19 protein-coding genes and 1 pseudogene are annotated in these 25,143 nt (G+C 49.4%); all 20 read left to right on the plus strand.

Annotation, left to right across the window (positions count from 1 at the left end; all coding sequences use genetic code 11):
- Positions 1-41: 41 nt before the first annotated feature.
- Entirely contained in the window at positions 42-1,718 is a 1,677-nt protein-coding gene (locus ACLTOQ_RS03025; RefSeq protein ID WP_412318705.1) for a M3 family oligoendopeptidase, read from the plus strand.
- Between the two features lie 295 nt (positions 1,719-2,013).
- Positions 2,014-2,925, plus strand: coding sequence for an ABC transporter permease (locus ACLTOQ_RS03030; RefSeq protein ID WP_118762701.1), 912 nt, complete (start codon positions 2,014-2,016; stop codon positions 2,923-2,925).
- 35 nt (positions 2,926-2,960) lie between these two features.
- Entirely contained in the window at positions 2,961-4,022 is a 1,062-nt protein-coding gene (locus ACLTOQ_RS03035; RefSeq protein ID WP_412318760.1) for an ABC transporter permease, read from the plus strand.
- Positions 4,023-4,026: 4 nt separating this feature from the next.
- Positions 4,027-5,028, plus strand: a complete 1,002-nt coding sequence (locus ACLTOQ_RS03040; protein WP_117960215.1) for an ABC transporter ATP-binding protein — start codon at positions 4,027-4,029, stop codon at positions 5,026-5,028.
- Positions 5,025-6,005, plus strand: a complete 981-nt coding sequence (locus ACLTOQ_RS03045; protein ID WP_308727509.1) for an oligopeptide/dipeptide ABC transporter ATP-binding protein — start codon at positions 5,025-5,027, stop codon at positions 6,003-6,005. Before ACLTOQ_RS03040 ends, ACLTOQ_RS03045 begins: the two co-directional genes overlap by 4 nt.
- 97 nt (positions 6,006-6,102) lie before the next feature.
- Positions 6,103-7,893: a peptide ABC transporter substrate-binding protein gene (locus tag ACLTOQ_RS03050; RefSeq protein ID WP_118762698.1), complete on the plus strand. Its 1,791-nt coding sequence runs from the start codon at positions 6,103-6,105 to the stop codon at positions 7,891-7,893.
- Between the two features lie 398 nt (positions 7,894-8,291).
- Positions 8,292-8,411: pseudogene (locus tag ACLTOQ_RS03055) on the plus strand (helix-turn-helix domain-containing protein); the annotation flags it as partial.
- Between the two features lie 703 nt (positions 8,412-9,114).
- Positions 9,115-9,765 carry a hypothetical protein gene (locus ACLTOQ_RS03060; protein WP_412318707.1) on the plus strand — a complete coding sequence of 217 codons (651 nt, stop codon included), beginning with the start codon at positions 9,115-9,117 and terminating at the stop codon, positions 9,763-9,765.
- A gap of 199 nt (positions 9,766-9,964) precedes the next feature.
- A complete protein-coding gene (locus tag ACLTOQ_RS03065; RefSeq protein ID WP_412270174.1) occupies positions 9,965-12,256 on the plus strand; it encodes an ABC transporter substrate-binding protein in 2,292 nt (763 codons plus the stop codon).
- A 175-nt stretch (positions 12,257-12,431) separates the two neighbouring features.
- Positions 12,432-13,418: an ABC transporter permease gene (locus tag ACLTOQ_RS03070; RefSeq protein WP_118496293.1), complete on the plus strand. Its 987-nt coding sequence runs from the start codon at positions 12,432-12,434 to the stop codon at positions 13,416-13,418.
- Positions 13,419-13,432: 14 nt separating this feature from the next.
- Entirely contained in the window at positions 13,433-14,986 is a 1,554-nt protein-coding gene (locus ACLTOQ_RS03075) for an ABC transporter permease (protein ID WP_308727512.1), read from the plus strand.
- A gap of 16 nt (positions 14,987-15,002) precedes the next feature.
- Positions 15,003-16,151, plus strand: coding sequence for an ABC transporter ATP-binding protein (locus ACLTOQ_RS03080; protein WP_118762694.1), 1,149 nt, complete (start codon positions 15,003-15,005; stop codon positions 16,149-16,151).
- A complete protein-coding gene (locus ACLTOQ_RS03085; protein ID WP_118762693.1) occupies positions 16,152-17,165 on the plus strand; it encodes an ABC transporter ATP-binding protein in 1,014 nt (337 codons plus the stop codon).
- On the plus strand, positions 17,165-17,455 hold the full coding sequence (locus ACLTOQ_RS03090; RefSeq protein WP_412270173.1) for a hypothetical protein: 291 nt from the start codon (positions 17,165-17,167) through the stop codon (positions 17,453-17,455). The genes ACLTOQ_RS03085 and ACLTOQ_RS03090 overlap by 1 nt, the downstream gene beginning before the upstream one ends.
- Before the next feature lie 216 nt (positions 17,456-17,671).
- A complete protein-coding gene (secG, locus tag ACLTOQ_RS03095; protein WP_117960233.1) occupies positions 17,672-17,917 on the plus strand; it encodes a preprotein translocase subunit SecG in 246 nt (81 codons plus the stop codon).
- A gap of 237 nt (positions 17,918-18,154) precedes the next feature.
- The gene (gene rnr, locus ACLTOQ_RS03100) at positions 18,155-20,155 is read left to right on the plus strand and encodes a ribonuclease R (protein WP_337622534.1); all 2,001 of its coding nucleotides are present in this window, start codon (positions 18,155-18,157) and stop codon (positions 20,153-20,155) included.
- Positions 20,118-20,585 carry an SsrA-binding protein SmpB gene (gene smpB, locus ACLTOQ_RS03105; protein ID WP_118762690.1) on the plus strand — a complete coding sequence of 156 codons (468 nt, stop codon included), beginning with the start codon at positions 20,118-20,120 and terminating at the stop codon, positions 20,583-20,585. The genes rnr and smpB overlap by 38 nt, the downstream gene beginning before the upstream one ends.
- Positions 20,586-20,675: 90 nt before the next feature.
- A complete protein-coding gene (locus tag ACLTOQ_RS03110) occupies positions 20,676-22,154 on the plus strand; it encodes a UDP-N-acetylmuramoyl-L-alanyl-D-glutamate--2,6-diaminopimelate ligase (RefSeq protein WP_337622535.1) in 1,479 nt (492 codons plus the stop codon).
- Positions 22,151-24,484 carry a primosomal protein N' gene (priA, locus tag ACLTOQ_RS03115; protein ID WP_412270170.1) on the plus strand — a complete coding sequence of 778 codons (2,334 nt, stop codon included), beginning with the start codon at positions 22,151-22,153 and terminating at the stop codon, positions 24,482-24,484. Before ACLTOQ_RS03110 ends, priA begins: the two co-directional genes overlap by 4 nt.
- A 98-nt stretch (positions 24,485-24,582) precedes the next feature.
- Positions 24,583-25,089, plus strand: a complete 507-nt coding sequence (def, locus tag ACLTOQ_RS03120; protein ID WP_117960336.1) for a peptide deformylase — start codon at positions 24,583-24,585, stop codon at positions 25,087-25,089.
- The last annotated feature ends 54 nt before the right edge of the window (positions 25,090-25,143 follow it).

The raw sequence follows: 25,143 nt of genomic DNA on the forward strand, positions 1-25,143 counted from the left end.
TGTCTGCAAAATCAAATCTATCAGGGGAATGGAGAGTGCGTATGAAGTTCAAAGACATGCCCTATAAAAGGGTCGATTATGACAAAACAGCGGAGCTGTTTAAAACTTTGACCAAACGGGTCAAAGAAGCAAAAAGCGGAGAAGAACTCTGGGAGATCCATCAGGAATATTATAAGGTTTATCAGAATATGATGGATTCCATGACGATTGCGGAAATCCGTCACGACGGCAATACCGCAGATCCGTTTTACGCGGCAGAAAAGGATTATTACGATGAGACAGCGCCGATGCTGAGCAGTCTGGCAACCGATTATCAGCGCGCCCTGTACGAATCGCCGTATCGTTCTTTTATGGAAGAAAAGATCGGCAAGGTTGCCTTTGCGACGATGGACAATGCGATCAAGAGTATGGATGAAAGCATTATCGGCCTGATGCAGGAGGAAAACGCGTTGACGACTCAGTACAATAAGCTGATCGCGTCCGCGAAGATTCCGTTTGACGGGCAGGTATGCAATCTGTCCCTGCTGCGTCCCTATCTGACCGGAAACGACAGAACCGTAAGAAGACAGGCATGGAAGGCTTACAGCGATTACTTTATGACAGTTGCGGATGAACTGGATGACATTTATGACAAGCTGGTAAAAAACCGCACCGCGCAGGCAAAGGCGATGGGCTATGACAATTATATCCAGCTGGGCTACTACAGAATGAACCGTAACAGCTACGACAGAAACGATGTCGAAAATTTCCGCCGACAGGTGAAGGAGGTATTCGTACCGTTTGCAGAGCGCGTACACGAGATCAGAAGAAAGCGCCTCGGTCTGGAGAAGCTTTCTTATATCGATAATGAGGTTTACTTCAAAGAAGGCAATCCCGATCCGGTGGGCACTGCACAGGAAATTCTGGAGAGCGGACAGAAGATGTATGCGGAGTTGTCCCCCGAAACCAAAGAATTTTTCGATTTCATGATGGAGAATGAGCTCTTCGATGTGTTCGGCAGAAAGGATAAAAAACAGGGCGGTTATATGACCTATCTGTACCAGTATCATTCTCCCTTTATCTTTGCAAACTTTAACGGAACCAGCGGCGACGTAGACGTGATCACGCATGAATGCGGACATGCATTTCAGGGCTATCTGTCCGGGCAGGATCCGATCATGGAGCATGCGGACATCACGATGGAAACTGCGGAAATCCACTCCATGTCGATGGAATTTTTCACGGATCCGTGGATGAAGGAATTTTTCGGAGATCGTGAAAAGGACTTCTTAAGCATGCAGCTGGAGGATGCGATCCGTTTTATCCCATATGGAACGATGGTGGATGAGTTCCAGCATATCGTCTATGAAACTCCGGAGCTGACACCGCAAGAACGCCGCCGGGAGTGGAGCAGACTGGAAAAAATCTACATGCCCCATCTGGATTATGAAGAGGATCCGTTCTTTTCCAAGGGGGGATTCTGGCAGAAACAGCAGCACATTTACAACAGCCCGTTTTATTATATTGACTATGTGCTGGCACAAAGCTGCGCATTCCAGTACAAGGTGTGGATGGATGAGGATTATAAAGAGGCATGGAAGAGCTACCTTGCGCTTTGCAGATTGTCTGCTTCCAAGTTTTATCCTGAAATGCTGCGGGAATGCGGCTTAAAGGTTCCGTTTGAAGACGGATATTTTGAAGAAATCGTAGAGAAGCTGGAGAAAAAACTCCACGCGTAAACGGCGGTCAACAGGGAGAAAATACCCTCAAAGCAGGATGAATTTTATGAAAAACGACCGGAAAAATAAAATTCCGGTCGTTTTTTTGGGAAATTATTTCAATATGATAAAACGAAAAAATACTTGAAAGAAGCAGAAAATTATGATATAGTTTTTACCAATAAAAAAAGCCCGGCAGGTAACGAACCCAAAGGAGAGTCTTGTTACCCGGGATTTTTATTTAAGCATAATGTCCGCCTGTAGCGAATAAGTGTATTTACCGGACGGATGTGCGAAAGAAAAGGAGTGTTGACATTTGACAAAGTATGTTGTGAAGAGAGTACTGCTTGCGATCCTGACCGTGTTCATTGTCTGTGCCATTACGTTTTTTGCGATGAACGCAATTCCCGGCGGTCCTTTCGATGGAGAGAAAGCAATCTCAGATGAGGTGAGACGCGTTCTGGAACAGCGCTTTAATCTGGATAAGCCTGTCTGGGAGCAGTTCTTTTTATACCTGAACAATTTGCTGCACGGTGATTTCGGCGTTTCCGCAAAGACCGGCAGAGAGATTAAAACGACGATCTTCAATTCGTTTGGAGTGTCTGCAAAGCTTGGCGGCATGGCAGTTTTGGTAGCATTGATTTCCGGCGTAGTGCTGGGAAGCATCGCGGCTCTGACCAGAAACAGGCTGCCGGACAGACTGATCATCTTTTTCTCCACACTGTTTACTTCTCTTCCCAGCTTTGTACTGGGTACCCTGCTTTTGCTGGTGTTCTGTATTCGACTGAAATGGATTCCGGTATGGAGCTCCTCCAGTCAGAACTACGTGCTGCCGGTCATTGCCCTTGCTGCATATCCCATGGCCTACATCACCCGACTGACCAAGACGAGTATGCTGGATGCACTGGGTCAGGACTATGTCCGTACCGCACGGGCGAAGGGCGTTGCACAGTGGAAGGTCATCTTCAAGCACACCCTGAGAAATGCCCTGATTCCGGTTATTACCTATGTCGGTCCGATGACAGCCTCCATCCTGACCGGTTCTCTCGTTGTAGAGTCCATCTTTACGATCGGCGGTCTCGGCTCCAAGTTCGTAGAATGTATTACAAACCGCGATTATCCGATGATCATGGGTACGACGATTTTCCTGGCAACCCTGATGGTTACGATGACGTTGATTACCGATATCGTTTACAAGCTGATCGACCCCAGAATCACACTGGAATAAGAAAGGAGGAAGCAATGAGCAGCGAAACCAATAGCATGGATCAGATGCCCAAGAAATCTCCTTTGAGCTTTCAGGTGGATCTGAAAAAATTTGAAAAAGCAACCGATGAAGAAAAAAGACAGCAGGATGTTATGAGCGAATCGGTATCCTTCTTTAAAGATGGTATACGCAAGCTGATGAAAAATCCGCTGGCAGTTGGCAGTATGATTGCCCTGATCGTCATTATTGCAATGATTCTGATCGTACCCCATGTGGTACCTTATAAATATTCCCAGATCATTACCGTAAATGGCAGCCGTGATAAGACGGCGGGCAACATGGCACCCTTTACCTATTCCGAAAAAGAGCTGGCCTATATGGCAGAGGGCGGAGAAGTGTTCCCTCACATCATGGGAACGGACAGCATGGGACGGGATTATTTCATCCGTGTGATTTACGGAACCCGGGTTTCTCTGACGGTAGGTCTGTTTGCAGCAGTGATCGTCCTTTTGATCGGCGTTGTCTACGGAAGCATTTCCGGTTATTTTGGCGGCAAGGTGGATATGGTGATGATGCGTATCGTGGACATCATTTATTCCCTGCCGGATATGCTGATGGTGGTTCTTTTGTCTGTCGTACTGCGTGAGATTATCAATGTCGACGCATTTCCGGCGCTGCAGAAGATCGGTACCAACATGATCTCCATGTTTATCGTATTTGCTCTGCTGTACTGGACCGGCATGGCGCGTATGGTCCGCGGTCAGATTCTGACCGTAAAACAGAATGAATACATTCTGGCGGCGAGAGTCAGCGGTGCGAAGGATTCCAGAATTATCCGCCGTCACATCCTGCCAAATATCGTCAGCGTTATCATCATTGCAGCAGCGCTGCAGATTCCGTCTGCGATCTTTACAGAGAGCTTCTTAAGCTTTATCGGTCTGGGCGTGCAGGCTCCGATGCCGTCTCTTGGTTCCCTTGCAAACGAGGCAAGAGCCGGAATCACCCAGTATCCCTACAAACTGTTATTCCCTGCCGGCATGATCTGTCTGATCACCCTGGCATTCAACCTGTTGGGCGATGGCCTGCGGGATGCATTTGACCCGAAATTAAGGAGGTAAGACCATGAGTGAGAATATCCTTTCCGTGCAGAATCTGCATACCTCCTTCCACACAGATAAGGGAGAGGTCAAGGCAGTCAACGGTGTTACATTTAACCTTGAAAAAGGCAAAATCCTCGGTATTGTCGGCGAATCCGGTTCCGGCAAATCCGTAACCGCATATTCCATTATGCGTATTCTGGAAAAGAACGGCCGCATCACAGAAGGCAAAATCCTTTACAAAGGACAGGATATTGCAGAATTTTCTGAAAAGCAGATGCGGGAGTTCCGTGGAAAATGCTGTTCTATTATTTTCCAGGATCCCATGACGAGCTTAAATCCGGTATTTACGGTGGGCAACCAGTTAAAGGAAGCCATTGAGCTTCACACGGACAGAAAAGGGAAAGAGGCGGAGGCAAGAGCCATTGAGATGCTGACTTTAGTTGGTGTCAATGAACCGGAAAAGCGTGTGAAACAGTACCCCTACGAATTATCCGGCGGTATGCGCCAGCGTGTCATGATCGCAATGGCACTGGCCTGTGAGCCTGATATCCTGATTGCAGACGAACCTACGACTGCCCTGGATGTTACGATCCAGGCACAGATTCTGGAGCTGATGCAGTCCCTGCAGAAAAAGCTCGGCATGGCAATCATCATGGTAACCCATGATCTTGGTGTTATCGCGGACATGTGCGATGAAATTATCGTTATGTACGGCGGAAGAGTCTGTGAAAGAGGTACGGCAGAAGACATTTTCTACCGTCCGCACCATGAATATACGAAAGGTCTGCTGCGTTCCATTCCGAATGTGGACAGAATCGGCGAAAAGCTTATCCCGATTCCGGGAACACCGATCAACCTCTTAAATATGCCAAAGGGCTGTGCATTTTGCCCACGCTGCGAGGAAGCGATGAAGATCTGTATCGAAGAGCAGCCGCCGGAAATGCAAATGCCTGACGGTCATTTTGCATCCTGCTGGCTGAACGTAAAGGCAGCCATGGAGGAAGAAAAAGGAGGCAGACAGTGAGCGAAGAAGTAAAAAACAAAAGCGAATATCTGGTGGAGGTACGGGATTTAAAACAGTATTTCCCGATCAAAACCGGATTTATGAAAACCACACCCTTAAAAGCGGTGGACGGCGTTTCCTTTTCCATCAAGCCGGGAGAAACCCTCGGTCTGGTAGGAGAATCCGGCTGCGGTAAGACGACTGTAGGAAGATCTCTGCTGCGTCTGTATACACCGACCTCCGGCGACGTCTTTTTCGATGGGGAGAGAGTGGATGAAAAGAGCATCGGACATATGCGCAGGCAGATGCAGATGGTGTTCCAGGATCCCTATTCTTCCTTAAATCCCCGTATGACAGTCGAAGATATCATCGGCGAGCCTCTGGATGTCCACAAGCTTTACACCTCCAGAGGAGAAAGAAGAGACAAGATCCTGCATCTGATGGAGCTGGTCGGCTTGAATGCAGAGCATGCAACCCGTTATGCACATGAGTTTTCCGGCGGTCAGAGACAGCGTATCGGTATTGCGAGAGCACTTGCCACCAATCCGAGATTTATCGTCTGTGACGAAGCAGTCAGTGCACTGGATGTTTCCATTCAGGCACAGGTCATCAACATGTTTGAAGAGCTGCAGGAGAAGCTGGGCGTTGCCTATCTGTTCATTGCCCATGACCTGTTGGTTGTCCATCACATTTCTGACAGAATTGCAGTAATGTATCTGGGCAGGATCGTGGAGATTGCAGATTCCAATGAATTAAATGACAATCCCATGCATCCATATACACAGTCTCTTTTAAGTGCAGTTCCCTATCCGGATCCGAAGATGGCAAAGGAACGGCAGAGAATTGTTCTCGAAGGGGATGTCCCGAGCCCTCTGCACATGCCAAGCGGCTGTGCATTCCGTACCAGATGTCGCTATGCCACGGAAAAGTGCGCACAGGAGTGCCCGTCCTTGACAGATCGCGGCAACGGACATCAGGTAGCATGCTGGAATAAATAACCGGCAGTAATTTTGACGCTTGGACAGGACGCAGATTTAGCGGACTGTTTGGGTATATATTATTTTTCATTATCTATCTTTAAAGGAGGAAGACATTATGAAAAAGAAGTATCTGGCACTTGTGCTGGCAGCTTGCATGACCGCTTCTTTGGCAGCTTGTGGTTCCACAGCAGCTGATACAAGCGCTCCTGCAGCAACAACAGAAGAAGCAGCAGACACCGCTGCAGCAGAATCCACTGAAGCAGCAGACACTGCAGCAGCAACCGGTGAGCATGGACCCAGCAGCGAAGCTGCTCCGGCATGGGAGGATTATGATGCAAGAATCGCTGCGATCAGATCGGAGACAGATCTTGTAAAGCGTGAAGCGCTGATGCATGAGGCTGAGGACGAGCTGATGAACACCTGGGCAGTTGTTCCGCTGTACTACTACAACGACAGCTACCTGCAGAAGACCGATGTAGAGAACATCTATTCCAACCTGTTCGGCTTTAAATACTTCGGTTTTGCAAAGACTCCTACCAACACCCTGGATCTTCAGATTGCATCTGAGCCCGACAAACTGGATCCCGCGCTGAACTCCACTGTTGACGGTGCATGCCTGGCAATCCTGAACTTCTCCGGCTTGTTCGCATACGATGAGAACGGTCAGCTGGTTCCTGAACTGGCAGATTCCTATGAAATGAGCGAAGACGGTATGACCTATACCTTCACGATGAAGGATGGCTTAAAATGGTCTGACGGCGAAGCTCTGGATGCAAATGACGTTCTGTATAGCTGGAACCGTCTGGCAGATGAAAACACAGCTGCTGACTATTCTTACCTGTGCTCCGTATTTGCAACTAAGGATGACGGCACTCTGGATATCGAAGCAAGCGAAGACGGCAAGACCTTTACTGCTCATCTGAACGCACCTTGCGCATATTTCCTTGACCTGTGCGCATTCCCTGCTTTTTATCCTGTACCCCAGCAGGCTGTAGAAGCTGCTGACGGCGCTGACACCAACCCCGGTGCATGGGCACTGGAAGCTGGTTTCGTAGGCAGCGGCCCGTTCGTACTGACCGAGTGGAAGCATAACGAGTCCATGACCTATGAGCCCAACCCTAACTACTGGGCTGCTGACAAGGTTTCCCTGACAAAGATCAACTTCATGCTGAGCTCTGATGACACAGCAATTTACAATGCATTCCAGGATGGCTCCCTGCAGTTTGCAGATACCATTCCTACCGATATGATGGCTACCGTTAAGGATACCCCTGAATATCACAAGATCCCTACTCTGGGAACTTACTACTGCGGTTTCAATGTAAACAGCGAGCTGTTTGCAGGCAAGACGGTTGAAGAGGCTGCAGCAATGAGAGAAGCATTCACCCTGCTGATCGACCGTCAGTATATCGTTGATGCGATCGCACAGGCAAACCAGGAAGTTGCCAACACCTTCATTCCTACCGGCATGAGCGATGGCAATGGCGGTGAGTTCAGAGCAAATGATGACGCTTACACCTATCCTGATGAAGAGAACGTTGGTTACTTCAATCCTACCGATATGGAGGGCAACACAGAGAAAGCAATCGAGCTGTTAAAGAGCGCTGGCTATGAATTCGATGAAAGCGGCATGCTTTCCGCAAATACCCCCATCAACATGACTTACCTGACCAACGATTCCGAAGGTAATGTTAAGATCGGTGAAGCAATCCAGCAGGATTTCGCTATGATCGGTATCAACGTAACCGTTGAGACTCGTGAGTGGTCCGTATTCCTGAACGAGAGAAAAGACGGTCAGTTCGACTTTGCTCGTGAAGGCTGGCTGGCAGACTACAACGACCCGATCAACATGCTTGAAATGTGGGAGACCACTTCCGGCAACAACGATATGCAGTTCGGCAGATAAGTTAATTGCTGCGGCACATTGCATAGCGGTGAAAATTGCATAAAAATAGAATGCGCGCTCTGCGAGCATTCTATTGCCATAAAAAAAGAGAACCGGCGGACATTGAAAAATGTCTGCCGGTTTTTTGTGTCATAGGAAACTTCGTCCTATGACACAAAAACCCTTCGCGGGATGCGCACTCGGCGCAAGGGTAGATGGTTGCTAAAGCAACTGCGCCTCGGCGCGAGAATGTGCCAAGGCACATTCTTTATTATGTTTTGTGCCCGACGGCGCACGTTTCTTCCCGGAAACCGGAGGTTGTCATTTGAAAAAAGTGTGATAAAATATACTCATTGAGTATAAAGGAGACGGCGGTGGAGAAAAAAGAAATATTATTGAAGCTTCGGCAGGAAACAGGCATGAACCGCAGAGAATTTGCGGAATATTTCGGGATCCCGTACAGAACAGTGCAGGAATGGGAACTGGGACATCGGGAAATGCCGGGATATTTGCTGCGATTGATGTATTATCATGAAAAAACAAAAGAAAAAGAACAACTCCTGCCAAAGATGCAGTCGGAGGATGGAAAAATTTCGATTGTCCGGGATGCAGATGGTAAGAATATTGTTATTATAAATGATATTCGGTTTCGGGGAAAGCGGAAAATGAGCTGGAAGGAAGTCGAAGAATTCCTGAAAGAGTATGTGAAAACCTATTACGAAATTGAAGCGTACTCAGAAAAAATATATATTGGAACAGACTTTCCGGGAGAATATGCACATTCTAAAGATACGAAGGCGCTGGCAGGAGCAAATGCAAAAGCAAAGGCAAATGCAGCGCAGGCAATAGGAGAGTTGATCAGGACAGCTGTGAATAAAAGCGAGTCAGAAGATTATGGCGGTCGCCATGGAAACCGGGCACAAAATGGCTGGTATCGTTATGATGTCAGATTTGGACTTCCAGTATATAATCAGGAAGGGAAACTGGAAAGATATAATATATTTTCTGCAAGAATGCTGGTTCGCTGTGATGCAGATGGAAAATTATATCTTTATGATATTGTCAGAACAAAAAAAGAAACGAGCACACCGTCTGGACTGTTCTGAGTCAGCCTCACGGTCGCAAAACCCGTTTCATGCGTCTATATTAAAATAAAAGAATGATCTTGTCAACTGTGGAATTGTTGATAAATAACAGCAAGGAATTGCAATGATAAAATCAAAACAAAGGATGGATTTCAACATGACTTCAAATAATCAGAGAAATATACCCCCTAAAAAAACGGACTCGGAGCCTTCTAAAGCCACAGAATCCAAGTCTGCCAAGGCTCCGGGGACTGCTTCGCCCAAAGAAGCAGACGCCCGGTCTTCTACAAAATCCCATCGCCGCCGGGCCTATCTGGACGATTTCAGGAAAACACAAAACGGCAACTATCAATACGAGGGCAGTCGATATGCCTGTGAACTGTCAGAAAAAGAGTGGAAAAAGAAATCCACCGCGATGGCGGCAGCCGGAATCGCAGTCCTCCTGCTGACGATCGCCGCAGGATGTGTACCGTCGGTGGGACTGCAGGGAAGCATTTTCGTGCTGCTTCCATATGCAGTGCAGCTGGCGGCGGCCTGCAGCCTCACGTGGGCATGTGCAAGGCTTTTGGGCAAGGAATATCCGCTTCGGGAATACGTTTATCAGCAGACAGTGTGCAAAATTTCGCTGCGCGGCGGAGTCTGCATCACGGCGGCCGGAGTGTCCGTCATAGGAGAACTTGTTGAATTAACGCGTCACAGTGACAAAATTTTATCCTCCACTCCGTTCCTTATAATAGAAGTAGTTATGGGCGCTGCCATACTTACACTGCTAAAAACCATCAAAAAGTACGCGTGGAAGCGTGTGTGACTGTGACGGAAAAATGTATTTTTGACACGGAATGGGATTGACAGAATGTAAAAAAGATAGTAATATATTTAAGCATTGGCTAGTACTTTGACGAAAGGAAAAGGGAATGGGCCGATGGAACCTGCAGGCATGGCGATCACAGGGGTGGAAAAGCTGTGAGAACCGGTATCATCCTGCAACAAATATAAGGAGGATTCACATGAAAAAGGCGAACAAGGCTCTTGCAGCTCTGCTTGCGCTTACCATGGTGACCGGCTCTCTGGCTGGCTGCGGAAGCAGTAATGGCTCCGGCAAGACAGAGACTGCACCTGCTACGGAAGGCGCAACAGAGACCGCAGATGCTGATGCATCTGCAAGCGGCGCGGATACTCTGGTGGCATCCAGCGCACATTTTGAGGGAAAATTCTCTCCGTTCTTTGCAGCCAGCGCAGAAGATCAGCATATCGTTGATATGACTCAGATCGGTCTGTTAGGCTCTGACAGACAGGGCGCTATTGTTGAGAAAGGTATCGAAGGTGAGACTCGTTCTTACAATGGAACAGACTATACCTATTATACCGCATCTGATCTGAAGATGACTCAGAACGACGACGGTTCCGTTTATTATGACGTTACCATTCGTGATGATCTGACCTTCTCTGACGGAACACCGATCACCATTGATGATGTAATTTTCAGCATGTATGTATATTGCGATCCTACCTACGACGGCTCTGCAACTCTCTACAGCCAGCCGATCCTTGGTCTGGAGGAGTACCGGGAAGGTATGGCAACCCTGGCTTCCCTGATCGCAGCAGCAGGCGAAGACAACACAGACTTCTCTCTGTGGACAGAAGATCAGCAGACCGCTTTCTGGGCTGCAGTAAATGACGGTGGTACTGCATTTGCACAGGAAATCGTTGATTATATGGCAGAGAACGGTGCTACTGACGTTACCTCTGCAGCGGCCGGTTGGGGCTTCGAGCTGGCTGACGGCGCTACTGCAAAGGATTTCTTTATGGCCATCGGCAATCAGTATGAATGGAACTTCTCTTCCATGGAAGCTGAGACAGCAGGCTCTGCTCTGTCTGACCTGATTCCGGAAGATGTTTACAATTACTCCACTGTTGGTGTAAAAACCGGCGATTCTGCAGATCATATCGAAGGTATTCAGAAGACCGGCGATTACAGCATGAGAGTTGTAACTACCGAAGTATCCGCAAACATGATCTACCAGCTTTCTTTTGCAATCGCTCCTCTGAGCTACTACGGCGATGCATCCCTGTATGATTATGACAACAACAAGTTCGGTTTTGAAAAGGGTGACCTTTCCAAGGTTCGTTCCGTAACTACCGCTCCTATGGGTGCTGGTGCTTACACCTTCAAGGAGTTCAGCAACGGTATTGTTTATCTGGATTCCAACCCGAACTACTTCCTGGGCGAGCCCAAGATCAAGCATCTGAACTTCCTGGAAACTCAGGAAGACGATAAGGTTGTCGGTGTAGAATCCGGCACCATCGATATCGCAGATCCTTCCTACTCTACCGAGGTTCGTAATCAGATTACGGAATACAACGGCGGCAGCGAAGAGTTCGACGGTGATGTGATCACCCTGCGTCTGTATGATTTCCTTGGTTATGGTTATGTTGCCATGAGCGCTGATAACGTTAAGGTTGGCAGCGATCCTGCATCTGAGCAGTCCAAGAATCTGCGTAAGGCAATCGCAACCATCCTTGCAGTATATCGTGATGAGGGTATTGATTCCTACTACGGCGATTCCGCTTCTGTAATCAACTACCCGATCTCCAATACCTCCTGGGCAGCACCTCAGGTAACAGACGACGGTTATCAGATCGCTTACTCTACGGATGTAGACGGCAATCCGATCTACACCGACAGTATGAGCACAGAAGAGAAATATGAAGCAGCAGCACAGGCAGCACTTGGCTTCTTTGAAGCAGCGGGCTACACCGTAGAAAACGGCAAGCTGACAGCAGCTCCCGAAGGCGCTAAGCTTGGCTATCAGGTAAACATCGGTGCAGGCGGCTCCGGTGATCATCCTTCCTTCCTGCTGTTAAAGAATGCGGCAGACGCTTTTGCAAAGATCGGCTTTACTCTGACTGTAAACGATATCGCAGTTGCATCTGAACTGTATCAGACCTATCAGTCCGGCGTGGCAGAAATGTGGGTAGCAGCCTGGGGCGCAACTCCTGACCCTGATATGTATCAGCTGTATCACAGCAAGGGCGCGACCAACTACTACAAGATCAATGATTCTGAGCTGGATGAAATGATCGTTGCAGCACGTCAGTCCGTTGACCAGACATATAGAAAGAGCCTGTATAAAGCAGCCATGGATATTATCATGGACTGGGGCGTTGAAGTTCCTGTTTACCAGAGAAGCGAATGCTACATCTTCTCTAGCGAACGTATCAACATCAGCACTCTGACTCCTGATATGACTCCTTACTGGAGCTGGAGAAGTGAAGTTGAAAAGCTGGAGTTAAACTAAACGACGGCGATTCCTGTGCAGCTTAAAACGCACAGACTGCAGGCTTATGCCCCTGATCTTCCTCTAAGGAGGAGATCAGGGGCGATGCTGTATATCAAGGAGCTGCCTGGGGCAGGCGGCCGCTTGATATACAGCGGAAGAAGGGAATCGATAAGAACAAAGGGAGAGTTTTTTTATGCGGAAATATATCGTCAAGAGACTGCTTTTGTCAGTCATGATTTTATTTTGCGTATCCTTCATCATTTACACCCTGATGAGATGTCTTCCCGGCTCCTTTGTGGAAACGAGAGCGATGCAGCTTTCGCAGGGAGCGGGTGCAAAGTCCTATGATGAATGGATGGAACAGTTAAATGCATCCTACGGCCTGGACAAACCCATCGTACTCGGTTTTGTGACCTGGGTAGGGGATGCGCTGAAGGGCAATTTCGGAGACAGCTGGAAATATACGGTACCGGTACTGGACAAATTTAAGGAAGTTATCTGGCTTTCCTTTGTAATGGGCGCGATTTCTTTCGTGCTGGAGCTGATTATTGCGATCCCGCTGGGCGTTATCGCAGCAACCAAACAGTATTCCAAAGCAGACTACCTGATCACAGCAGGTGCATTGATGGGTATTTCGCTGCCGACCTTCTTTTTCGCAACGCTGTTAAAGCTGCTGTTCTCCGTAAAACTGGGCTGGTTTGATTTATATGGTCTGGTGGGACGTAACTATGCGCAGCTGGATTCCTGGGGACAGCTTATGGATAAGGCAAACCATCTGGTACTGCCGATCATTACACTGGTAATTGTTTCTGTCGGTTCCCTGATGCGTTATACAAGAACAAATATGCTGGAAGTGTTAAATGCGGATTATATCCGTACTGCGCGTGCGAAGGGACTTTCCGAGAAAAAGGTTATTTATCACCATGCGTTTCGTAATACCCTGATTCCCCTGGTTACAGTTGTGGGCGGTTCCCTGCCTGGATTGTTTTCCGGTGCATTGATCACGGAAACACTGTTTGCAATTCCTGGTATCGGCTATACCTCTTATCAGGCCATGGTTTCCGGTGATATTCCGTTTTCCATGTTTTATATGACGTTTCTGGCAATCCTGACCCTTGCCGGAAACCTGATTTCTGATATTTTGTACGCGGTGGTTGATCCCCGTGTCCGGATTGCATAAGAAAGGAGGAGAGCATGGTGCAGGAAGAAAAGAAAGTGACAGAAGAAACAATAGAGCAGGAACTGTCCTTAAATGACGACCGTCGTGTCAAAGTGCTGTCCCCCGGCGCACTGGTTGCAAAACGGTTTTTCAGAAACAGACTGGCAGTAGTTGGCTTGACTATGCTGGTCGTTATGTTTGTCTTTTCCTTTATCGGCGGTCTGATAAGCCCTTACGGACAGGATGAACAGTTCTATACTTATACCCACATGGACAAAGAGTATGTGGGTGTGGTAAAAAATAACGATCTGCGTTATACGATCAATGACGGACAGGAGTTTGGCTCCATTCTGCAGGCACAGCTGATGCTTGCCATCGGCAAGAATGCGGAAAGCTTTGAGTATAAAGATGTGACCTATGAGGTAGAGAAAGAGGGCGAAGATCTTTATCTGATTTCCAGCAACGGCACAGTGCTGGCAATCGCGGCAAAGGACATCGTAAACGCTGCAGACGGCGCAGAGGCTTCTGCATTGACTTTCGCAGTCAAACATGAAGCGTTAAAGGCCTATGCAAACGGAGAAACTTCTTTTACTGCGGACGGTCAGGATTATACCATGGACGCAGATGGAAATATTTTATCCGGCAGCGATGAGATTGGTTATGTCAGCCGTTTCGTTGTACAGGCAAAGGAAAACGGCGTTGTCATCAGCCGTGACTTTAAAGAAAAACTGGCAGATGCCATCGACAGCGATACCAAAGAATTTATATACACTGATGCAGACGGTGAGGAATACACCTACACCATCACTTACAAACCGGATTCCAAGACCTGGTCTGTACTGCAGTCGAAGGAAACCTATGTGTATGACCGTTATGCAGGTCCCTCCAAAGCACACTGGCTCGGCACCGATACAAACGGTATGGATATGCTGACCCGTCTGATGTACGGTGGACGTGTATCCCTGGTGATCGGATTTATCGTTGTATTTATTTCAGCGTTCCTGGGTATCCTGCTGGGCGGTATCGCCGGATACTTCGGAAAATGGGTGGATAACCTGATCATGCGTATTGTAGATGTTTTCTACTGTATTCCGTCCACACCCCTGATCATCATTCTGGGTGCTGCAATGGATGCCATGCAGCTCGATCCCCAGATCCGTATGCTTTATCTGATGCTGGTTCTCGGGTTCCTGGGTTGGCCGTCTATCGCACGTCTGGTGCGTGGACAGATCCTTTCCCTGAGAGAGCAGGAATTTATGACGGCTGCGGAAGCCTGCGGTATTCGGGCCTCCAAGCGGATTTTCCGTCACCTGGTTCCGAACGTTATCCCGCAGCTGATCGTAACCTGTACCATGAGTCTTGGCGGCACGATAATTACGGAAGCGACCCTTTCCTTCTTAGGTCTGGGTGTTAAGTTCCCGTTCGCATCCTGGGGTAACATCATCAACGACGTCAACAATGCTTACGTTATGACCAACTACTGGTTTATCTGGATTCCGGCAGGTATCTGTCTGCTGATCACAGTACTTGGCTTTAACTTTGTAGGCGACGGTCTGCGCGATGCGTTCGACCCGAAGATGAAACGATAAGGAGGGAGAACCAGCTATGGCAAAAAAACATCCGGAAGGCTATCTCTCCGCGAAAGAATCCAGAAGGATTTCCAGAGAGAACCGTAAGATTACAGATCAGTATGAAAAACAGTACAAGCGTAAAAATGTTCCGGAGCAGGAATATCTGACACAGATGCACAATCCGGAAAATGCAGTGGAATTTGATAATCTGCACACTTATTTCTTTACAGATGTCGGAACGGTAAAATCCGTTGACGGCGTAAGCTTTGAGGTTCCTGTCGGCAAGACCGTCGGCGTCGTAGGGGAGTCCGGCTGCGGTAAATCCGTAACCAGCTTATCCCTGATGCAGCTGCTGCAGCGTCCCCAGGGTCAGATCGTGGATGGTCAGATCCGCTTAAACCTGGGCGATAAGGCATATGATATTGCAAAGACTCCGATGGAGAAGATGCAGAAGCTGCGCGGCAATTATATGTCCATGATTTTCCAGGAGCCCATGACTTCCCTGAATCCGGTTTTTCGTATCGGGGAACAGGTAGAAGAAGTAATCGAGCTGCATGACGGCGAAGGAAAGAGCAAAGAAGAGATCAAAGCCCGTACCATTGAGCTTTTGGAGATGGTGGGCATTGCAAACAGTGAAGGCGTTTACAAGATGTTTCCTCACGAGCTCTCCGGCGGTATGCGTCAGCGTGTCATGATCGCAATGGCGCTGGCTTGTAACCCGAAGGTCATCATCGCAGACGAGCCGACAACGGCGCTGGACGTAACGATCCAGGCACAGATTCTGGATCTTCTGCGCAACCTGAAAAATAAAATCAATTCCTCTATCATGCTGATCACCCACGATCTGGGCGTTATCGCAGAGATGGCGGATTACGTTGTTGTTATGTATGCAGGGCGCGTTGTGGAAAAAGGTACGGTACAGGAGATTTTTGCGAACCCCTCCCACCCTTACACAATCGGTCTGATGGCTTCCAAACCGGTAATCGGCAAAAAGGTCGATAAGCTTTATTCTATTCCCGGCAAGGTGCCGAACCCGGTCAACATGCCGGATTACTGCTATTTCCGTGACCGCTGCGAAATGCGCTGTCCGGAATGTGATGGAAAATACCCCTGCGAGATCAGCCTGTCCGAGACACACAAGGTCAGCTGCTATCGCTATTACGATAAGAAGGAGGGAAAATAAATGCAGCCAATCGATAAGAATTTCACGCCGGTAGAATATGATCCGCAGTATATTCTGATGGTCAATCAGCTGAAAAAATATTTTCCCATCAAAGGCGGCATGGTCGGTAAAACCGTTGGACAGGTCAAGGCTGTCGACGGCGTAACCTTTAACTTAAAGCGCGGAACCACCATGGGTCTGGTAGGCGAGTCCGGCTGCGGCAAGACGACCACCGGACGCACCATCCTGCGTCTGTCCGGGGAAAAGACCGGCGGACAGGTGCTGTTTAACGGAAAAGAGGTTTATGATCTTTCCGCTAAAGAGATGCGAAAGATGCGTACAAAAATGCAGATCATCTTCCAGGATCCGTTTTCCAGCCTTTCTCCCCGTCTTCCTGTCGGCGAGATCATCGGCGAAGCGGTTCGGGAGCACAATCTGGTTCCCAAGGCAGAATTAAATGACTATATCGATCAGGTTATGGATAACTGTGGCTTACAGCCCTTCCACAAAGACCGGTATCCCCATGAGTTCTCCGGCGGACAGAGACAGCGTATCTGTATCGCAAGAGCACTTGCCTTAAATCCGGAATTTGTTGTCTGTGACGAGCCGGTATCTGCGCTGGACGTATCGATTCAGGCGCAGATCATTAACCTGTTAAAGGAGCTGCAGGAAAAATACAACCTGACCTACCTGTTCATTTCCCATGATCTGTCGGTAGTCGAATATATTTCTGATACTGTCGGTGTTATGTATCTGGGCAATCTGGTAGAGTACGGAACGACAGAGGATATTTTCCGTAATCCGCTGCATCCTTACACGGAAGCCCTGTTCTCTGCAATTCCGATCCCGGATCCGGAAGCGAAGATGAACCGTATCGTGCTGGAAGGCTCGATCCCTTCCCCTGCAAATCCGCCGGAGGGCTGTAAGTTCCACACCCGCTGTGCCCACTGCATGGAGCGCTGCAAGCATGAAGCGCCGGTTCAGAAAGAGGTGGAACCCGGACATTACGTTGTCTGCCATCTCTACGATAAATAATGGGAACGGATAAGCAGGAAGAAGAGGATGACGGCCGCGTGATCGCGGACATGAGCGGTATAGAAACGCCGTCCCTGTTTGCCCCTTTTTCCAGACGAAAAAAAAGACGGGAGGGAGAAGTTCCGGAGGTCAAAAACGACCGGCCGTGGGAAGACTCCTCCCTGAATAAAAAAGAACGTTTCTGGTATGCGATGGGAGCGCTCAAAGCGGCGCTTCTCATCGGACTTGCCTATCTTGCCGGACTGGCGGCGGTGATCCTTTTGCTGTTGTTGCTCTGGAAAGTCCTGTAGGCTGACGGAGCGGCATGGAGATTCCGCTCACGGTTTACACGTGCCATTTGCAATACCATAGAATGCACGCTCTGCGAATATTTTATTGTTAGGAATCGCATCTTGCTTTCTGGAAGCGTTCATGTTATAATCAATGTGTTTCGCATTGAGAGGTATCAATGCAGGGAAAGATGAGATGTGGACGGAGAGCCGGAAAACGGCGGATTGTGAGGAAACATGGAGATTCTGAGAATTATTTTAACTGTGATTTTTATAGTGATGTGTATTGCCCTGACAGTTCTTGTACTGATGCAGGAAGGCAAAGATGCAGGACTTGGTGCCATCGCAGGCGGTGCAGAGACCTACTGGGGAAAGAACAAAGGTCGTTCTATGGAAGGACTGCTGGTTAAAATTACCAAATGGCTGGCAATCGGCTTCATGGTAGTTGCAGTAATTCTGAACATCACCAGAATCTGGGGCTGATAAGCGGTATTGTCTGAGCGCATATCGTGGATAAGAAGTACAGAATGTTACGAAAGCACTCCGCACGGCGGGGTGCTTTTTTAGCTATCAGCAAAGCTGATAGCTAAAAAAGCACTTTATCGCACTGCGGCGGGGCGGAAGATGTCGCTTACGCGACCCGCCGCAGGCGACGAATCCGGCGAGCCGGATTCGATTTGGCAGCATTGCAGTGGAGCATCATTTTATAACAGGTGATATATGGAAGATTTATTGGAAAAGAGAAAAAGACTGATCTGTGAGCTGGTGGAGGACGAAAAGTATGTCCCGATGAAAGAAAAGGAGCTCGCAATCTTCATGCAGGTAAAACCGGAAGACCGGCGCGAGCTAAAACGTATTTTGGAGGAGCTTCTGGAAGAGGGAAAAATAGAGCAGACCAAGCGCGGACGGTATGTGCGCGCAGAAAAGAAGCTCCTGCGTGCAGTTGGTTTGTACCAGTCGAGTGAAAACTTTGGCTTTGTCGTGCCGGACAACAAAAAGCTGCCGGATATTTTTATCCCGCGGGAAAAGAAAAAGGATGCCTATGACGGTGCGAAGGTCGTTGCAGAATATATCGAGAGTCGGGAAGAGGGCAAAAGTCCGGAGGGCGAGATCATAGAGGTGCTGGGTAGAAGAGATGAGCCGGGCATCGATATGCTCTCTGTTGTGCGTGCCCTTGGCATTCCGGATGAATTTCCGGAAAAGGTATTGAATCAGGCGCAGCGCGTCTCCAAGCCGGTCAGTGAGACGGATTGCGTGATGCGGCGAGATCTCCGGGCGGTACGGATGGTGACGATCGACGGCGAGGACGCCCGGGACCTGGATGATGCAGTCAGCCTTGAAGAAAAAGACGGCAGATGGCTGCTGGGTGTTCATATTGCGGACGTTGCAGACTATGTGCAGGAAAATTCCGCGCTGGACTGGGAGGCAAAGGAACGGGGAACGAGCGTTTATCTGCCGGATCGCGTGATTCCCATGCTTCCTAAGGAGCTGTCCAACGGGTGCTGCTCGCTAAATGCCGGGGAAGACCGACTGGCACTGTCGTGCCTGATGGAAGTGGACAAGGGCGGAACTATCGGCAATTATGAGATTGTGGAATCGGTGATCCGTGTGGACAAGCGCATGAGCTATACGCAGGTGCAAAAAATTCTGGACGGCGACGAAGCCCTTTGGGAAGCATACTGCGACGAAGCGCCGATGCTTACAGAGATGGCGAAGCTTTCGAAGGTGCTTCGGCAGAAGCGAAAAGAGCGCGGCGCGGTGGATTTTGATTTTCCGGAAAGCAAGATCGAACTGGATGAAAACGGCGAGCCGCTGTCGATTCACCCGCATGAGCGAAACGACGCGACGAAGCTGATCGAGGATTTTATGCTGGCGGCAAACGAGACGGTGGCACAGCATTTTTACTGGCTGGAAGAACCGTTTTTATACCGCGTACACGATAACCCGGATCCGGAAAAAATGCAGCAGTTGTCCGTATTTTTAGGAAATTTCGGTTATCGGCTGCACATCGGGCGCAAACAGGGAAAGCGTCAGGAAAACGGGGCAGATGTCCATCCGAAGCAGCTGCAAAAGCTCCTGGATCAGATCGAAGGGACGCCGGAGGAAGCGATGCTGTCGAGACTGATTCTGCGCAGCATGAAGCGCGCGGTCTATTCGCCGGAGTGCAGCGGACATTTTGGACTGGCAGCAACACATTATTGCCATTTTACGTCCCCAATCAGGCGATATCCCGATTTGCAAATTCACCGGATTATCAAGGAGTTTCTGCGGGGACGGTTAAACGAAAAGCGAAAAGAGCATTACGAGGACATTTTAAACGGCGTGGCAAAGCATTCGTCCGAGACGGAGCGGCGTGCGGACGAGGCGGAGCGCATCTGTGAAAAGATGAAAAAGGCGCAGTATATGGAAAAGCATATCGGGGAGACGATGGAAGCAGTCATTTCCGGTGTGACGGGCTGGGGCTTTTATGCAGAGCTTCCGAATACGGTAGAAGGACTGGTTCCGGTATCGAGCCTGCGCAGCGATTATTTTATCTTCGATGAAGAAAACTCTGCGCTGGTCGGCGAACACACAGGCAAAACCTATCAGCTGGGTGAAACGGTGACGGTTCGGGTGACGGGTGCAAATCGGTATGCCGGAACGGTGGATTTTGAGCTGGAAGAGGCGGAAAAGAGAGGAAACGATGGCAAAATCAGCACAGAAACTGGTCGCGAACAATAAAAAAGCATATCACGATTATTTTGTAGAGGAAACCTGGGAAGCCGGTCTTGCGCTTGCCGGGACAGAGGTAAAGAGCCTGCGCCTTGGAAAGTGCAGCATTAAAGAAGCGTTTATACAGGAAGACAACGGCGAAATGTACGTTTATGGCATGCATATTTCCCCCTATGAAAAGGGAAATCTGTTCAACAAAGACCCGCTGCGCACGAGAAAGCTTCTGCTGCACAAAGCAGAGATTTTAAAGCTTGCCGGAAAATGTAAGGAAAAAGGCTATACGATCATGCCGCTGCAGGTCTATTTTAAAGACGGGCGCGCGAAGATGGAGATCGGTCTCTGCCGCGGCAAAAAGCTCTACGACAAGCGGCAGGATATTGCAAAGAAGGATCAGCGCCGCGAGGTAGAGCGGGAATTTAAGGTGAAAAATCTCTACTAAATTGCAGGATGTCTGCCAATATGCTATGATTGTAAATTGTAATAGTTCGTTCCTGCGAAACTGCAGCGGATCGGAAAGGAGACCGATTTCATGAAAGCATTGAAAGAGCTTTTGAGTGAGCTTACCTTTACCTGTGAAAGAGGAAATCTGGAAAAAGAAGTTACGGCGGTCGTGTATGACTCCCGAAAAATTATAGAAGGCTGTCTGTTTGTCTGCATCAAGGGGGCAAATTTTGACGGACATCAGGCTGCCGCAGAGGCAGCAGAGAAAAAAGCGGCTGCGATTATCGTATCCAAGGAAGTAGAGCTTCCGGAACACACGGAAACGACTCTGATCCGGGTGGAGGATACCCGCTATGCCCTCGCGTTCGTATCTGCGGCGTGGTTTGACCATCCGGCGAAAAAGCTGACGACGATTGGCATCACCGGAACGAAGGGCAAGACGACGACCACTTATCTGGTAAAATCCATCCTGGAAAATGCGGGACGGAAGGTAGGGCTGGTCGGAACCATTGAAATTATCATCGGAGACACACATATCCACGCGGTCAATACGACGCCGGAATCCTATCTTTTGCAGGAATATTTTGCCAAAATGGTGGAGTCTGGCTGCGATACCGTTGTAATGGAGGTTTCCTCTCAGGCGCTGATGCTCCACCGGACCCAGGGCTTTGTATTCGATTTCGGTATTTTTACAAATCTGGAGCCGGATCATATCGGACCGAACGAGCATGGGAGCTTTGAAGAATATGCCCATTGTAAGAGTCTGCTGTTTCAACAGTGCCGCGTCGGGATTGCAAACGTTGACGATGTGCACTGGCAGCTTGTTACAAAGGAGCACACCTGCAGTCTGGAAACCTACGGCATGTCTAAAAAAGCAGACCTGCGCGCACAGAACCTGCAGTTTACAAACAGGCAGGGACATCTCGGCATCGCCTTTGATGTGACCGGATTGATGAATTTCCATGCAGAAATCGCGATGCCGGGAAGATTTTCGGTATACAATGCGCTGACTGCGATTGCGATCTGCAGACATTTTAAGGTATCGGAAGCGGATATCTGTAAGGCACTTCTGGCAGCAAGGGTCAAAGGACGTATCGAAATGGTCAAGGTTTCGAATGCGTTTACCCTGATGATCGATTATGCCCACAATGCGATGGCGTTGAAGAGCCTGCTGACGACGTTAAAAGAGTACGAGCACGGAAGGCTGGTCTGTGTGTTCGGCTGTGGGGGCAACCGTTCCCGGGAGCGCCGGTTTGAGATGGGAGAGGTGTCCGGAAATCTTGCGGACTTTACGATCATCACGTCCGACAACCCGCGTTTTGAAGAGCCGGAGGCGATTATCGAAGACATTATTACAGGCATGAAAAAGACAGATGGCGTCTATATTTCCATCCCGGACCGCAAAGAAGCCATTGCCTATGCGATCGACCACGGACAGCCCGGCGACATCATTGTGCTCGCCGGTAAGGGACACGAGGATTATCAGGAAATTAAGGGTGTGAAATATCCGATGGATGAAAGAGATTTGATTGCGGATATCTTAAAAGAAAGAGGAATTTCTTTTTGAAAAAAGAATTTGCGAAGGTGATCGTGGATATCTCCCATGAAAAAGTGGATCGGCCCTTCGGCTACCGGATTCCGGAGCGCCTGGCAGACAGCGTGACACCCGGCGTGCGGGTAAAAATCCCGTTTGGCGCAGGAAATGCGCTGCGCACCGGCTATGTGATCGAGGTGACGGATCATTCGGAGTTCCCGCGGGAACGGATGAAAGAGATCGATTCTGTGCTTCCGGGAACAAAGGAGCCGTCACAGCGGTTGATCGTGCTGGCGGCGTGGATGAAGCAGCAGTACGGTTCTACGATGATACAGGCTCTGAAAACCGTTTTGCCTGCGAGGGCGACCGTCGGGGAAAAAGAGCGAAAAAGCATTGAGCTGCTGTTACAGGATGCACAAACGCAGGAGCTGGCTGCGCAGATGGAAAGAAAGCATCAGACAGCGAGGCTCCGACTGTTACAGGAGCTTATGGCGAACCAGACGATTTCGTGGGAGGCAGCGACCAAAAGGTTAAAAGTTCCGTCGTCTGTAATCAGCAAGCTGGAATCCGACGGCGTTTTAAAAGTACATGCTTCTGTAGCATACCGTAACCCAATCCGGAGAATGGGCGAAGAAACGGAAAAAAAGACGCTTTCGGAGGAACAGCAAGGGGCGGTAAATGGAATTTTAAACGCTTTTGACCAAAATGACCGCAGGCCGAGCCTGATCCACGGTATTACGGGCAGCGGAAAAACAGAGGTTTATCTGGCGCTCATTGAGGGCATGATAAAAAGAGGACGACAGTCCATCGTGCTGATCCCGGAAATCGCGCTGACCTATCAGACGGTGCAGCGGTTTACGGCACGCTTCGGCGACCGGGTTTCCGTGATGAACTCGACGCTCAGCGCCGGGGAAAAACAGGATCAGTGCAGGCGGGCAGAGCGAGGAGAGCTGGATGTTATCATCGGTCCAAGGTCGGCACTGTTTGTGCCGTTTCCAAACCTCGGGATGATCCTGATGGACGAGGAACATGAGCTGAGCTATAAAAGCGAAACGAGCCCGAAATATCATGCGCGGGAGACGGCTCAGAAGCTCGCTGAGCTTTCCGATGCAACGCTGGTGCTGGGTTCCGCAACGCCTTCGCTGGAAGCTTATAGCCGTGCTCAGAATGGTGACTATCATTTTTATAAACTGACGAAGCGGCTGACCGGCGGAAGCCTTCCCAGAGTGGAGATCGCAGATCTTCGCGAAGAGCTGCGAAATGGCAACCGGTCGATTTTTTCGGTGAGCCTGCAGGAAAAATTAAGGGATCGTCTGGCGAGGAAAGAGCAGTCGATGCTGTTTTTGAACCGGCGCGGTTATGCAGGATTTGTCTCGTGCCGTGCCTGCGGTTATGTATGCAAATGCCCGCACTGCGACGTTTCCCTTTCGGAGCACAGGGGCGGAAGGCTGGTCTGCCATTATTGCGGGTATGAGCAGCCTGCCGTGAAGCTCTGTCCGTCCTGTGGTTCGAAATATATACTGGGCTTTCGGGCGGGAACGGAAGCGATGGAAGAACAGCTTCATAAAATGTTTCCGCAGGCACGAGTGCTGCGTATGGACGCGGATACGACCCGCACACGGGAAAGCTATGAAAAGATTCTGGCGGCGTTTGCCAGAGGGGATGCGGATATCCTGGTCGGTACGCAGATGATCGTCAAAGGGCATGATTTCCCGGCGGTGACGCTGGTCGGCGTGCTGGCGGCGGATCTGTCGCTGTCCATGAGCGACTACCGTGCCGGAGAACGGACGTTTCAGCTGCTGACGCAGGCGGCGGGGCGTGCCGGACGCGGAAGCCGTCCAGGTGAGGTTGTGATTCAGACTTACCAGCCGGATCATTATAGCATTCAGTATGCTGCACGGCAGGATTATGAGGGATTTTATAAAGAAGAGCTGACGTATCGGCAGCTGCTTTCCTATCCGCCTGCGTCTCACATCCTTGCGGTGCAGTTTTATTCCAAAAAGCAGGAAGAGGCGCTTGCAGACGCACAGGAGGCAGCGAGCTACGTACGACAGGTAACTCAGTCGCGACAGGTAACGCAGTCGCGGCAGTTTACACAGCAAATGTCAGGCACTGTGCAAATACCAACACCCGCCGCGACACACAACGCCGCCAGCGTTGCCCTGCCCGATACGATTGTGATCGGTCCCGCACCGGCACTGATTGGCAAAATCAACGACGTTTACCGCTATGGTATTTATTTAAAAAACCATGACTACGAAAAGCTGGTAGAATTAAAGGACGGAATCGAGCAGATGCGCAGCCTGCCGCAGCGACAGAAAGCGCTGTGTCAGTTCGATTTCGATCCGGTGCACAGCTTCTAGAAAATCATCAGCAGACAGATGCTGCCTGCAAAGCAAGAAAGAACAGCAAACTGATAACAGAGCGTAAGACAGAACATCAGAAAGAGAGGAACAAAAGAATGGCAATTCGCAATATCAGAACGATCGGAGATCCCGTCCTGAATAAAAAATGCAAAGAGGTCAAGGAGATGACGCCCCGCATTCAGGAGCTGATCGATGACATGTTTGATACGATGTACGAGGCAAACGGCGTCGGACTTGCAGCGCCCCAGGTCGGCATTTTAAAGAGAATCGTCGTAATTGATACGACCGGAGAAGATCCGATTGTCATGATCAATCCCAGAATTATCGAAACATCCGGCGAGCAGACCGGCGGTGAGGGCTGTCTTTCTGTTCCCGGCAAGACAGGCACAGTGACAAGACCCAATTACGTCAAGGCGATTGCGTTTAACGAAAACATGGAAGCGTATGAAATCGAAGCAACCGAGCTTTTGGCGCGTGCAATCTGCCATGAAACAGATCATCTGGACGGTGAGCTGTATGTGTCCAAGGTAGAAGGACAGCTGATGGATACCGAAGAATATTACGAACAAATGGACGGGACAGAGGTACTCGACGAAGAATAAGGGCAGTACAGCGCAGCCTGGAATGCAATGCAGAAGCCAATCAGCAGGTTTGAA

It is taken from the genome of Gallintestinimicrobium sp., assembly GCF_046968865.1.
GTDB lineage: Bacteria > Bacillota > Clostridia > Lachnospirales > Lachnospiraceae > Gallintestinimicrobium > Gallintestinimicrobium propionicum.

Excerpts from the sequence above, each read along its gene's own strand:
- ACLTOQ_RS03070 (WP_118496293.1), top strand. The coding sequence starts at position 12,432 with ATGCGGAAATATATCGTCAAGAGACTGCTTTTGTCAGTCATGATTTTA.
- ACLTOQ_RS03040 (WP_117960215.1), top strand. The coding sequence starts at position 4,027 with ATGAGTGAGAATATCCTTTCCGTGCAGAATCTGCATACCTCCTTCCAC.
- secG (WP_117960233.1), top strand. The coding sequence starts at position 17,672 with ATGGAGATTCTGAGAATTATTTTAACTGTGATTTTTATAGTGATGTGT.
- ACLTOQ_RS03050 (WP_118762698.1), top strand. The coding sequence starts at position 6,103 with ATGAAAAAGAAGTATCTGGCACTTGTGCTGGCAGCTTGCATGACCGCT.
- ACLTOQ_RS03065 (WP_412270174.1), top strand. The coding sequence starts at position 9,965 with ATGAAAAAGGCGAACAAGGCTCTTGCAGCTCTGCTTGCGCTTACCATG.
- ACLTOQ_RS03090 (WP_412270173.1), top strand. The coding sequence starts at position 17,165 with ATGGGAACGGATAAGCAGGAAGAAGAGGATGACGGCCGCGTGATCGCG.
- ACLTOQ_RS03075 (WP_308727512.1), top strand. The coding sequence starts at position 13,433 with ATGGTGCAGGAAGAAAAGAAAGTGACAGAAGAAACAATAGAGCAGGAA.
- ACLTOQ_RS03060 (WP_412318707.1), top strand. The coding sequence starts at position 9,115 with ATGACTTCAAATAATCAGAGAAATATACCCCCTAAAAAAACGGACTCG.
- def (WP_117960336.1), top strand. The coding sequence starts at position 24,583 with ATGGCAATTCGCAATATCAGAACGATCGGAGATCCCGTCCTGAATAAA.
- rnr (WP_337622534.1), top strand. The coding sequence starts at position 18,155 with ATGGAAGATTTATTGGAAAAGAGAAAAAGACTGATCTGTGAGCTGGTG.
- ACLTOQ_RS03085 (WP_118762693.1), top strand. The coding sequence starts at position 16,152 with ATGCAGCCAATCGATAAGAATTTCACGCCGGTAGAATATGATCCGCAG.
- ACLTOQ_RS03080 (WP_118762694.1), top strand. The coding sequence starts at position 15,003 with ATGGCAAAAAAACATCCGGAAGGCTATCTCTCCGCGAAAGAATCCAGA.
- ACLTOQ_RS03110 (WP_337622535.1), top strand. The coding sequence starts at position 20,676 with ATGAAAGCATTGAAAGAGCTTTTGAGTGAGCTTACCTTTACCTGTGAA.
- ACLTOQ_RS03025 (WP_412318705.1), top strand. The coding sequence starts at position 42 with ATGAAGTTCAAAGACATGCCCTATAAAAGGGTCGATTATGACAAAACA.
- smpB (WP_118762690.1), top strand. The coding sequence starts at position 20,118 with ATGGCAAAATCAGCACAGAAACTGGTCGCGAACAATAAAAAAGCATAT.
- ACLTOQ_RS03035 (WP_412318760.1), top strand. The coding sequence starts at position 2,961 with ATGGATCAGATGCCCAAGAAATCTCCTTTGAGCTTTCAGGTGGATCTG.